Source organism: Psychrobacter sp. Ps4 (genome assembly GCF_022129285.1).
GTDB classification, from domain to species: domain Bacteria; phylum Pseudomonadota; class Gammaproteobacteria; order Pseudomonadales; family Moraxellaceae; genus Psychrobacter; species Psychrobacter immobilis_A.
This window is the reverse complement of the sequence record NZ_JADQAK010000001.1, coordinates 32,577-45,547: the sequence shown is the minus strand read 5'-3', so window position 1 is coordinate 45,547 and position 12,971 is coordinate 32,577. Positions and strand designations below refer to the sequence as shown.

The 12,971-nt window shown below is 43.6% G+C and carries 10 protein-coding genes; 4 read left to right on the top strand and 6 right to left on the bottom strand.

Annotated features, from left to right (window positions below; translation table 11 throughout):
• Window positions 1–25 precede the first annotated feature (25 nt).
• On the top strand, window positions 26–1,321 hold the full coding sequence (locus I3252_RS00160; RefSeq protein ID WP_238033833.1) for an HlyD family secretion protein: 1,296 nt from the start codon (window positions 26–28) through the stop codon (window positions 1,319–1,321).
• 91 nt (window positions 1,322–1,412) lie between these two features.
• Window positions 1,413–1,847 carry a hypothetical protein gene (locus I3252_RS00155; protein ID WP_238033832.1) on the top strand — a complete coding sequence of 145 codons (435 nt, stop codon included), beginning with the start codon at window positions 1,413–1,415 and terminating at the stop codon, window positions 1,845–1,847.
• A 97-nt stretch (window positions 1,848–1,944) separates the two neighbouring features.
• On the opposite strand, the gene pdxH is transcribed toward I3252_RS00155, so the two are convergent.
• From pdxH to cysS, 5 genes are all read right to left on the bottom strand, one after another.
• Window positions 1,945–2,589 (bottom strand): pyridoxamine 5'-phosphate oxidase, encoded by a 645-nt coding sequence (pdxH, locus tag I3252_RS00150; protein ID WP_238033977.1) that lies wholly within the window; start codon window positions 2,587–2,589, stop codon window positions 1,945–1,947.
• 43 nt (window positions 2,590–2,632) lie between these two features.
• Complete coding sequence (gene glmM / locus I3252_RS00145; protein ID WP_201553999.1) at window positions 2,633–4,003, bottom strand: phosphoglucosamine mutase; 1,371 nt, start codon at window positions 4,001–4,003, stop codon at window positions 2,633–2,635.
• A gap of 213 nt (window positions 4,004–4,216) precedes the next feature.
• Window positions 4,217–5,689 (bottom strand): IMP dehydrogenase, encoded by a 1,473-nt coding sequence (gene guaB / locus I3252_RS00140; RefSeq protein ID WP_045454296.1) that lies wholly within the window; start codon window positions 5,687–5,689, stop codon window positions 4,217–4,219.
• A 402-nt stretch (window positions 5,690–6,091) separates the two neighbouring features.
• Complete coding sequence (locus I3252_RS00135; protein ID WP_238033831.1) at window positions 6,092–8,104, bottom strand: mechanosensitive ion channel family protein; 2,013 nt, start codon at window positions 8,102–8,104, stop codon at window positions 6,092–6,094.
• A gap of 239 nt (window positions 8,105–8,343) precedes the next feature.
• Window positions 8,344–9,804, bottom strand: a complete 1,461-nt coding sequence (gene cysS / locus I3252_RS00130) for a cysteine--tRNA ligase (RefSeq protein WP_238033830.1) — start codon at window positions 9,802–9,804, stop codon at window positions 8,344–8,346.
• Between the two features lie 217 nt (window positions 9,805–10,021).
• On the opposite strand from cysS, the gene I3252_RS00125 reads away from it, so the two are divergent.
• Complete coding sequence (locus I3252_RS00125) at window positions 10,022–10,618, top strand: cob(I)yrinic acid a,c-diamide adenosyltransferase (RefSeq protein WP_238033829.1); 597 nt, start codon at window positions 10,022–10,024, stop codon at window positions 10,616–10,618.
• A 169-nt stretch (window positions 10,619–10,787) separates the two neighbouring features.
• Here I3252_RS00125 and I3252_RS00120 read toward each other — a convergent pair whose 3' ends face one another.
• On the bottom strand, window positions 10,788–11,723 hold the full coding sequence (locus I3252_RS00120) for a hypothetical protein (RefSeq protein ID WP_238033827.1): 936 nt from the start codon (window positions 11,721–11,723) through the stop codon (window positions 10,788–10,790).
• 438 nt (window positions 11,724–12,161) lie between these two features.
• Here I3252_RS00120 and I3252_RS00115 point away from each other — a divergent pair, with 438 nt between their 5' ends.
• Complete coding sequence (locus I3252_RS00115; protein ID WP_201554003.1) at window positions 12,162–12,890, top strand: glycerophosphodiester phosphodiesterase; 729 nt, start codon at window positions 12,162–12,164, stop codon at window positions 12,888–12,890.
• Window positions 12,891–12,971: the final 81 nt, after the last annotated feature.

The window sequence follows — 12,971 nt, the reverse complement described above, 5'->3', positions numbered from 1 at the left end:
TTACTAATCTCATTAGGAGCGCATCATGAGCGAAGACAAATTAAATGATCTTGATGGCCATAATCAAGACACTGCTCAAGATGCCACCCAAAATACTGCTAAAAAAAATCAGACATCATCCAAGGCAGCAGCAATAGAGACGCCTCTAAACCAATCGAAAAATGATGATACTGTGACCGTACCGAAAACAGAGGACTCGGTAATAACGTCCGTTGCTGATGCTGATGAAACGCCAATGCCGCCAAAAGAGCCTATTCCTGACGCTACAGGTTGGTCGCCTAAAAAGAAATCTTACTTTAATCTAGGCTTATTGATTGCACTAATCATTATTGGCGTCCTTTTGATTCTTTATGCATGGAAGCTACCGCCCTTTACGCCTACGGTTCAGCAGACTAATAATGCCTTTGTAAAAGGTCAAACAACGATTATCAGCCCGCAAGTTTCTGGCTATGTCACAGAAGTGGCAGTGCAAGATTTTAAAAATGTACAAGCAGGTGATTTATTGGTCAAGATAGACGACCGTGCCTTTTTGCAGCAGCTCGAACAAGCACAAGCCAATATCGAAGTCGCTATGACCGACCGCTCAAGCAATGCGCAAGATACGGGCACCAGTCAGGCACAAATCGAAGCACGTAAAGCGGACTTATATAGTGCCAAAGTCAGCGTTGATAGTGCACGCGAAGATGTAAAGCGCTATCAAGGACTTGATGCGATTGGCGCAGTATCCAAAGCAGAAGTTGCTCATGCCCAAGCTCAGCTCGCTCAAGCACAAGCGAGCGTGCAGCAAGCAGAAGCCAATTTACAAGTCGCCCTTGAGGCTAGCAAAAAAACTAGTGGTAGCCGCTCATCACTCGATGCCAATATTAAAAATGCAGAAGCAGTTGCTAAGCAAGCACAGATTAATTTAGACAATACGATTATTACTGCCCCTGAATCAGGACAACTGAGTCAAGTCAGCGTCAAAGCGGGGCAATATGTCAGCGCGGGCACACAGCTCATGTATGTGGTACCAAAAGGCGTGTGGATTATCGCCAATTTTAAAGAAACCCAAGTGGCAAATATGACTGTCGGTGAGCCTGCGACTATTCATGTCGATGCGCTGAGCGGCGTTAAATTTCGTGGTCATGTCAGTAATATTTCACCAGCGACTGGCAGTGAATTTAGCGCAGGCGCATCAAACCCTGCGACTGGCAACTATATTAAAATCGCTCAGCGTATTCCGGTACGAATAGATTTGGAGCAAGGACAACCTGAGCTTGCTCAGTTGCGCCCCGGTATGTCGGTGTCGGTCGATGTCGATACTCAAAGAAACGAAAGGTAAAAGGATATTTGCTTGCTACTATTCATCATTTTTGATGCTGCGTATGTTTATAGTCAGTTTATGATAAATTGACTATATGAAAGGAATGATAATGCGGAATAAGATAATAGGGTTAAGTGCTTTACTCATTTTATCAGGGTGCATAAAAAATCATAAAAATACGGAAGTTCAATTGGTCGAGTTTAAACGGACATCATCATATTATGAAATAACTTTTTTATCAGAAGCTAATTTTTCAATACGTGAATCAACTAGAAATACAGGGAGTTATATACATTGTATCAACGATAAACGAATCTATGATGATAAATACATTCCTGACTACTCTTCGAATAATTATTTGAGCGGCAATATTCCTAAAAACACCAAACTTACTGCTGACACACTTTCAGATCAATACATCTATAGCATCAAACTTGATTCTTCAACATACTTAGAGAACGACAAAACTTTATATTGCCGTATATTTACAGGAAACTTCCCAGGAAAGCTAAAAAAGTCGCAAGTACTCGAGCTTATACCATAAAGCTTTTAATAAAATTAGGTGCTGTTGCTGTTTAGAGCAGCAACAGCACCTAAGAAATCACTCTCTGCTTATATCTAAATATAAACAGCAAATATGTTTAAGGCAAAAGGCGCTTGGTAGTCCAGCTTTCACCATTGTCTTTAGTATAGACAATACGGTCATGCATACGATTGGCACGACCTTGCCAAAACTCAATCTCATGAATGCTAATCTCGTAACCACCCCAAAACTCTGGTGTTGGCACTTGGCTACTTTCTGGATACTGGTTTTGCAGCTCATCAAACTTGGCTTGCATCACTTCACGATCAGCAACCTCGCCACTTTGCGGTTGACTGACCCATGCACCCACTTGACTGTCGTGAGGGCGCTTTTGAAAGTAAGCAGCTGACTTATTAGCATCGATTTTAGCAATGCTGCCACTAATACGTACTTGACGCTCCAGCTCGTGCCAAAAGAATAGCGCTTCGACATTCGGGTTTTCGGCAATATCTTGACCTTTAGCGCTTTCATAGTTGGTATAAAACACCACACCATTTTCAGTAATCTCACGCATAAGTACGATGCGCACGCTAGGTTTATTATCAGCACCGCACGTCGCCAGACTCATCGCATAAGGCTCTTGCACCTTTTGTGCTATTGCCTCATTCATCCATTCTTTTAGTAGCTCAAATGGAGAGTCTGGGACGGACTGTTGATCAAGCTCACCTTTTTCGTATGACAAACGCTGATCGGTAAAATCCATGCTCATAAAATATTCCTTATTTTAATATAACTACATTATCACTTTAACCCAATACTGCTTTGATATGGTCAGCCAAATCATTTGCCAATACATCACATTCTATTTCATCATCCGACTCAACCATCACACGTATCATAGGTTCTGTACCTGATTGGCGAATGAGCAGACGACCACGACCCTCTAAAGTGGCCTGTGCTTTTGCAAAAGCAGCAACCAGCTCTTCATGCTCAAACGGATCTTGCATTTTACTTAAGCGCACATTGACCAGTTTTTGTGGCAATTTTTCAAAGCCTTCGGTCAAATCACTTAGCGCTTTACCACGTGCTTCCATCACCGCAAGCACTTGCAAGCCGGCGATAATGGCATCACCCGTACGACTCTTATCTAAACATAGAATATGACCCGATGGTTCGCCGCCCAGTATCCAGCCATTCGCTTCAAGCTCATGCATCACATAACGATCGCCTACTTTTGCACGCGTAAATTTAATATCTGCCGCTTTGAGCGCCAGCTCTAAGCCCATGTTACTCATCAGCGTACCAACCACACCTTTCGCCTTAGTCTGACCTTGGGTAGCAAGTACGTATAAAATGCCATCGCCGTCGACCAGATTACCAGCCTCATCAACCATCACAATACGATCACCATCACCGTCTAGTGCGATACCGACATCTGCCTCGTGCTCAATCACTGCTTTCTGTAAGCCTTCAGGGTGGGTAGAGCCGCAGTCGGCATTGATATTGATGCCATCAGGCGTATTGTTAATAGCAATCACATTGGCACCCAACTCACGCATGACTCTCGGTGCCACGCTATAGCCTGCACCATTGGCACAATCTACAACGACAGTCAGATGACTCAAGTCGTACTGATAGGGAAAACTGCCTTTACAGAATTCGATATAGCGACCTTTGGCATCATTAATTCGATTGTTTTTCCCCAATTGTGCAGGATCAAGAATAGGCATGATCACGTTATTGTCCGCCTCAGAGGCACTCATAATCGCTTTTAGCTTGTCATTAATAGAGTTTTGCATCTCATCAGTCAGCTTTTTGCCATCACCTGAAAACAGCTTGATACCGTTATCATAGTAAGGGTTGTGCGACGCTGAAATAACCACCCCAGCATCTGCATTAAAACTACGGGTCAAATGCGCAATCGCTGGTGTGGGTAATGGTCCAAGCATATGCACATCAACACCAGCCGCATTAAACCCCGCTTGCAATGCCCCTTCGATAACATAGCCTGACAGCCGCGTATCCTTACCAATGACCACGCTTGGCTTGCGAGCAGGATTGTCATTATTCTCTATCAGCACACATCCCGTCACATAGCCCAACTTTAAAATAAAGTCTGGTGTGATCGGCGACTCACCGAATTTTCCGCGAATACCATCGGTGCCAAAGTAGCTCATTATGTATGCTCCCAAATCTAAGAGTGAAAACCAGACGAATACGCAAACAATAACGTATAAACAGTCTAAGTAGTTATTATTATAATCCGCTTGTGTATTTTACAAAAAAAACAGCCAACAATAACAAGGCATTGTTGGCTGTTTGTATCTTAAGGTCACTGCAGCCCTGCAAAATAGCTATCGTTGACGTAATGCAGGATTATAAAAGACCTTTTAATTCACACGATAGTTCGGTGCTTCTTTAGTGATTTGAACATCATGGACATGCGACTCTTTCATACCCGCCGATGTCACCTTAATGAATTGCGGATTGGTACGCATATCTTCGATGGTCGCAGAGCCAGTATAACCCATTGATGAGCGCAAACCGCCAACCAACTGATTAACAATACCAGCAACTGGACCTTTATAAGGAACTCGGCCTTCGATACCTTCTGGTACTAATTTCTCTACGCCATCTTTAGCATCTTGGAAGTAACGATCTGATGAGCCATTTGAGCCTGACATCGCACCAAGGCTACCCATACCGCGGTAAGCTTTGTAGTAACGACCTTGGAACAGCTCAACTTCACCCGGCGCTTCTTCAGTACCAGCCATCAATGAGCCTACCATGATGCACGAAGCACCAGCGGCGATGGCTTTTGCCATATCACCTGAATAGCGAATACCGCCATCAGCAATCAGTGGAATACTGTCTTTTAATGCGCTAGCGACGTTATCGATGGCTGAGATTTGCGGCACACCGATACCAGCGATGATACGCGTCGTACAGATAGAACCAGGGCCAATACCGACTTTTACCGCATCAGCGCCTGCATCACGTAGTGCAAGTGCAGCATCACCTGTTGCGATATTGCCACCGATGACTTGTACGTGTGGATAGTGCTTTTTAATCCAAGACACCTTATCAATCACGCCTTTTGAATGACCATGTGCGGTATCAACCACGATGATATCGACGTCAGCAGCGATTAACGCTTCAACACGCGCTTGGGTATCTGCACCAGTACCAACAGCAGCACCAACACGTAGACGACCTTGCTCATCTTTACAAGCATTTGGATTGTTTTCAGCTTTTGCAAAATCATTAACCGTAATCAAACCACGTAAGCGGAAATGATCGTCGATAACAATGACTTTTTCAATGCGGTGTTCATGTAGCAGACGCTTGATGTTTTCATTGCTTTCACCTTCATGTACTGTGACCAACTGATCTTTTGGCGTCATGATTTTGCTGACTGGCAAAGACAGATTGGTTTCAAAGCGCCAATCTCTGTGAGTCACAATACCCACGACATTATCAGTACCTCTTTCTACCACAGGTACGCCTGAGATATTATTATCTTGCGTCAGCTGTAGCAGATCACCAATCGTCATCTCTGGATGCACAGTGATCGGATCTACGACCGTACCTGCTTCAAATTTTTTGACGCGACGTACTTGTGTGGCTTGCTTGGCGATATCCATGCTCTTGTGCAAGATACCCATACCGCCTAACTGTGCCATCGTAATGGCCATTTCAGATTCGGTCACGGTATCCATCGCGGCAGAAATCAGCGGTAGATTCAGCGTGATATTTTTGGTCAAACGGGTAGTCAGATCGGCAGTTTTTGGCAAGACTTCAGAATAAGCTGGCAACAATAAAACGTCATCAAAGGTTAAGGCTTCATCGACAATTCGCAACATACAGACCCCTAGTGGTGGTTATTTTGATGGGTGGGATATTTTTGGCATTAAGACAATCAACCAAAATCACCGATATGACTTTATGAAGCTAAAGTCTTAAAATTAAAGAGCTCGTATCACAAAGTTTTAGATAATCAGCAATGAACCAGCCGGTGTTTGTGATTAAACAAACAGAGACACTCGAAAATTGCCATTGATTGATGCTAATAAGTTTGCACAAATATAGCGCGCCCCTACTCTTAATCGCTCATTTATCCCTTAAAAATAACGCCATATTATAACAAATAATCAGACAAATCGCATGCTATATTTGTCAGCTTATTTTGCTAGCGCTTGTCTATCAATATCGACATCTGTAAAGCCCAGCTATTTAAAAGCATAGAAAATACACTCAATCGTTGGTTACTGGTCTTGACCCTTCAATATCAAACGTTCAGCAGGCAGATAAGCTTTTTGTTTGCTATATAAGTAATTCAACATCTGCTCACGTATCTCACAGGCCAGTGTCCATGCTTCTATAGGACCTACCGCTGAAACAGCGCCGCGCAGGTGAATAATGTTGGCAGTCACCTCAACGACAAACATTTCAGGCTCAGTTTTGTTGTCCCAAAGCTTATTGTCTTTAACCGCCGATATAAATTGCTGGCGAATGGCATCAATATCTGCACCATAATCGACATATAAAAACACAGGACAGGTCTGATGTACTTCGGTATGTGACCAGTTTTCTACCATTTCGGTGATCAGTTCACGCATCGGCACGATTAATCGACGTTCATCCCATGTTTTGAGTACCGCATACGTATAACGCAGGTCTTCAACGGTACTAAAGTTGCCATCCATTATCACACTGTCGCCAATTCGTACCGGCTGGGTCACGGCCACCTGTACCCCAGCAATAATGTTACCCAGTATCGGCTGCGCGGCAATTCCAATGACCACGCCTGCGATACCAGCCGAGGTCAATAGCGTCTTACCAAGGCCTTCCATGTTGGCAAATTCACTGAGACCAATCCAAATACTGCCCAAAATCATGACAAAAATAAAGACGCGGCGAAATATCGATACATAAGTACGGCGACGGCGCTCTTTATCAAAGTGCTCTTCAGCCAGATTTTCAATTTGTAGGCTTTGATAGCGATTAGCAAAAAAGTTAATCACGCGGATGCCAAGCCATAAGGTACTAAACACTAGCCCAATCCAGATAAGCGGACGAGTCGATGAAGCTACCGCATCCAAATAAGGAAAGCCGCCTGACACCAAAGTAAAGACGAGCAAAAAACTGATGGTAAAAGTCAACGGCACGGTCAGCTTATTAACCAAATCTGCCACGCCATTCGTACTACCAACATAATTGCTGTATTTTTCATCGTCGATATAACGGCTGATGATTTTTTCCGTGCCTTTACTGAGTAACCACCCTACTCCCATGGTCACTAAGAAAAACAGTGCTAATGCCAAAAACTCCCATAGTGCGATACTAAAAATCTTAAGTTTTAACCACCCAGGTAAATAACGCTCAAATTCCGCTGGATGATATTGCTCATAGAGATTGTCAATATTATCAACGGTCTGTGCAGAAAACACCCAAATAGGCGCAGCTTCACCAACCCGTACTCGTTGCAAATAGATGGGAACACGGCGCTCACGATAGTCGATATAGCCTAGCTGAATCGAACGTCTAGGGATACCCATGATACTACTGGTATTGCCAAGTGGCGGCTCGATTAAACCATCTGGGCGATCTGGCAGATCATCAAAGACGTAAAGCTCTTTTTCCGTTAACAAAAAATCCAACCGTTTTGATAACTCAAGCGCGTGGTTACGCTGAATTTTCTGATCGATTAAATTCATGTTGAGTGCATAAGCAGCCAAGTCGTATTGTTGCTTCATGACCGCTGACTGAAAAAACTCTAAAGTCGCTAGTGGCGTGGTTAAATTTGGCAGTTCAGACAATGGCGGCAAGCCTACATTGAGCTTGTCTAGCAAATAATAACTTTCATTGTATTCACCCGTCAGTCCAGAATCGCCCTGCAAATTACCCGCTTGCTCTACTGCATTACGCTCGGTAGGATCAAATATTTCTTCTGCAACGCCAGAGATACTGAGGCTTTCGTCTTTAATTGTATTGATTTTCTGAGTGGCATATTCAGCCAGATTATCGGGCTTGCTGACTGAAGTCGATGACGAGCTGGACTGCTCATCATCAACTTGTTCGCTATCGCTTTGCATATCACTAGTGCTTGCGGCATTAGCGCATGCAAACACAGCACTCATGCTGACTATAAAAAAAACTAATAGTAATGACAAAGTACTGGCGCGCACATTCCAACGTTGGCCGTTAGGATAGTAGTCACCGTCGGTATCAGTTGCTATACAATGACCGCCAACAATGCTCTTTTTGAGAATATTCATATTTTAAAAGCCATTAATTCACTTGATGTTTGCATCTCTTGAAGTTTGCCTACAAAGCTTATTCTTACATAGATTACATAGCCAATTTAGCTTCATCTTTATGGTTTGACTGCAATTTATCTTGTTCTTAGCACCATTTTTAGAATGATGATATACCCTAGTTTAGCCTATAAAAAAAGCCAGCTCAAAGCTGACTTAGTTTATGACTATCTATATGAGTGTTCTGTAACATGATTGCCTTAAGCGCGGCGCCATGTCGTGCCAGCACGGCTGTCTTCAAGCTCAATACCAGCATCTTTTAGCTGCTCACGTATCTCATCAGCACGCGCAAAGTTTTTATTGGTTTTGGCATCCGCACGCTCAATGATTAAACCATCGATAGTGTCATCGGTTAAACCATCATCCGCCAGTTCACCAATCACTGCTTGCAAAAACTGTTGAACTGGCTGCTGTAAAATATTGAGTACCTGTGCCAACGCTTTGAGCTGCTCTGCTAATTGCCATGCAGTGTCTACCTCTTCGGCTTTAATGGCTTTATTAATATCACGCGCCAGCCCAAACAATACACTGATCGCCGTTGAACTATTAAAATCATCGTTCATGGCTTTGATAAAGTCTTGTCCAGCACTGCTACTATAAGCATCCTTTATCAGCGTATCACTGACTACGAGCGTCTGCCCTTTTTGTTGTTCGGCCAATTTTAATGCATTATATAATCTGCTTAGGCTATTATGTGCTTCATCCAATGCGTTGTCAGAAAAATTGACTTGGCTGCGATAATGGCTTGATAATAAGAAAAAGCGCACCGTTTCAGGCAGATATTTTGCCATCACGTCACGAATGGTAAAAAAGTTACCCAACGACTTGGACATTTTTTCGCCATCGACATTAATGAAACCAACATGCATCCAGTTACGCGCGTATTCACAGCCAGTCGCGGCTTCAGACTGCGCTATCTCGTTTTCGTGATGCGGAAATTGCAAGTCATGACCACCGCCATGAATATCAAAGGTATTACCTAAGCACTTAGTCGACATCGCTGAGCATTCGATATGCCAACCTGGACGCCCTTGGCCCCATGGCGACGCCCATTGTGGCTCATTAGGTTTTGCCGCCTTCCATAAGACAAAATCAAACGGATTGCGTTTGTCATTTTCGACATCGACACGTGAACCTGCTTGCATCTCGTCGAGATTACGCTTAGACAATTTACCATAATCTGCAAAATTATCGACGGCATAGTAGACATCACCATTGTCGCCTGCGTACGCATAATTACCTGTAACCAAGGTCTCAATCATTTGCTGCATATCATCGATATGATCAGTCGCACGCGGCTCAGCGTCTGGCATCTCGCAGCCAAGAGCGGTTGCATCCTCGTGCATGGCTTCAATAAAACGCTGCGTTAACGTACCAATCTCTTCGCCGTTCTCGGTGGCACGAGCGATGATCTTGTCATCAATATCGGTGATATTGCGCACATAATTAACGTCATAGCCTAACTGAGCCAACCAGCGCACTACCATGTCAAAACCAACCATCACCCGCGCATGCCCAATATGACAATAATCATAAACGGTCATACCGCACACATACATGCCCACTTGCCCTGATTTGAGTGGTACAAACTGACGTTTTCCGCCAGTCAGTGAGTCATAAATAGCAAGCTGAGACATCGCATCGGCAAGTGGTGTGGTCATGGTTAAAAAGCCTTTTAATATAAATGAAATAGATAAAATAAAAACAAAAATATAATCAATGTTTGGGTATTAAACAGTACTGACTATGGTCGCTATAACTGTAAAAATAGCGGCAACATAAAACCTAACCCATTATCTTAGCGAAAACAGCCATAAAATACTACAATGAGCCCGCAACTAACATCATTCAATCATAAAAACTGTTAAGGATTTAGATATGGGCAATCGTTTAAGCAAAATATATACGCGTACTGGAGATGACGGTAGCACTGGCATGGCAGACGGCAGCCGCGTCAGCAAAGCAGACAATCTATTTAGCGTAATGGGTGATATCGACGAGCTTAACTCACACATTGGTCTGGTACGCGCTCAATTACAGCATAATAAAGGGCAATCTATAGAGAAAGAGTTTTCTCAAGCGTTAGTCATCATTCAGCATTTATTGTTTAATATCGGTGGTGAGCTGGCTATGCCAGAATATGAAGGCGTCAATGCCACTCACATTACATGGTTAGAACAGCAAATTGATTCGATGAATACGACCTTGCCGCCGCTAAAAGATTTTATCTTGCCCACAGGTTCGGTATTGGTCAGCCAACTGCACGTTGCGCGTACGGTCTGTCGCCGTGCTGAGCGCCAAGCAGTGCTATTACAGCAAGAGCGTCCACAAGCGATTCGCAGTACGGCCGTGAGCTTTATCAATCGCTTATCGGATTGGTTGTTTGTCGCTGCTCGCTTTTGTACAGATCCCAACAAAGTCTCTGAAGTCTTATGGGACAGTCAGGTATTACAAAAATTCGCTGATAAAAAATAATTGCGCAGGACTACTTCAGTGGACTAAAACGCTAAAATAACATCTTAGAATCAAGCCCTAGCATAAAATATAAAAAAGCCCGCAACCTTAACACTGCGGGCTTTTTATTGACTAAGCGATACTATTCAGTAACGAAAATATGGTTCGAGAACAGCTTAAATCTTACTAATTAGTAAGTAGCGCTGTCATCTTCAATAATGACCATATCGATACTTTCATCTTTAGGTACTGATTTCGGTACGGCTGGTGTGGATGGGGTTTTAACCTCAGGAGTGGCTGACGCGCTGCTATCCGTATTACTACTGCTTGGATTGTTAATAGTCGGCGGCGTGGCAGGCTGAGTAGGACGAATTGGCTCAACTGGCTTGACTACTTGAGGCTGACGAACGGGTGCTGACTGACTGTCATCGTTTTGTGCTGCACGGCGCTCAGTGCTACGTTGGGCGCGCTGCTCATCCATCGCTGATTTAAATACAGAACCTGCCATCACATCGGCGACCACAGTAATCAATGCTGGCTGCCCAGCAATACGTGTGCGTACTTGGCCGCCTTGAGTACCAACGACATAAGTAAAGGCATCATCAACCAACATGTTATTATTGATACGAATGTTATTTTGCGCTAAACGTGATTGTAGGCTCGGCAGATTGTTGGCTGCTTGTACTTGACTGGCTTGATACAAATCTTCGCTTGGTAACGTCATGCTCACGCTTGCCTGACAAGTCGTCATACCATTGTCATTGGCTGCTTGTAAGACTGCAGCATTTTGTACATCAATCACAATGCCGTTGGTTTTATTAGTGATAGCGCCGCTAGCGAGACTGATCTCTGCATCATTTGCGTAGTTGGCAGCCAGCGTTTGTGCTTGTTGATTAAGCGTGTTTTTTAGAGCCGTTTTGAGACGATCTTGTACCATTGGGTCATCACAGCTCACCGCAGTAGCTGCGGTGTTTTCAGTAGACGCAGACTCTTGCTCTGTGAGCTCTGCCGTCTCGGTGGTATCTTCCTTCTCTGAGCGATCACAGCCAGCAAGCGCTAAACCACATACCATGCCAATACCAGCCACTTTATACCACTTGCTCACGTTTTTATTTGCTACGCTCATATTTCTTTTGCTCCCAATTTACTAATACGTACCGCCACTGATGGACAGTGATTGATGTTCAAACCGCAACCCTAGCTGCCCTAGGTTTGAAAACCAGATTATTATACGGTGTTTAAATAAAATGTTCATTAGTGTAGCCCATGGATATACAAATAACGCCCCTCATTATAGGTAAAACCTGTACTTAGTTGCAAAAACATAACAAATACATACTTATGAATTCGTTATAAATACGCTTTTAGACTACCGCGATCAACTAGGGTCTGTTGAATGTTTGACAGACAGTAAACCTATTCTAAGATTTCGCGCAGCTCATATCTATAAGGTTTTTGGATAAAAGGAACCACATAGTAATATTGCTCTATCGAGCAAATTTTATTAGACGCTGTTGTTTTAGCACTATATGATTGCGCGTATCACTAACCAACCATATAAATTATGATAAATTTCGAAAACACGCTTTTATTGGGTCATCGCGGTGCGCGCGGCGAAGCATTAGAAAATACCTTTTCAGGCTTTGAGTACGCTCAACGTCTCAACACTCAGGGTCTAGCAGGGGTTGAGTTTGATGTACAACTGAGCGCGGATGGTCATTTAATCGTGTTTCATGATGACACGCTGCAACGCATGTGTGGTCAGCAAGCACGTGTTGATCAGTTAAATCTTACTGAGATTCAACGCCATTCGCAGTTTGGTCATCAGATTATGACATTAGGGCAGGTAGCACCGTTGCTAAAGGGCTTTACTGATATTGAACTGGAGATTAAAACGCATGACCGTACTGATTATGCTAAATTGGTAAAAGCATTGACACGCAACCTCATCGATAGCCCACTTGCCAAACTACCCATTGTGCTGACCAGCTTTGATGTAGAGCTACATGTTCGCTTACAACGTCATCCATTACTAAAGCATATCTCTCGCGGCTTGCTCATTCGCACACCTGAAGTCTCAATGACTGCGCCGGATACCGCCTTGCAACTTGGCTGTATTCAGCTAGGTATCCACTATCCGCTTATTAGTCGAGCAGTCATTGAACATAGCCACCGTTATGGCTTGCCAGTGAGTGCGTGGACGGTCAATGATATTGACACGATTAAACAGCTGATCGCATGGCAAGCTGACGTCATCATCACTGATTATCCAAGTCATTTACTGCTGGGTTAATAAGCATCGCCTTTATTTGATTTATTTAAAATCATCTACATATCTACGGTGTTACTTACACTTCTCCTCAATGCCTGATAA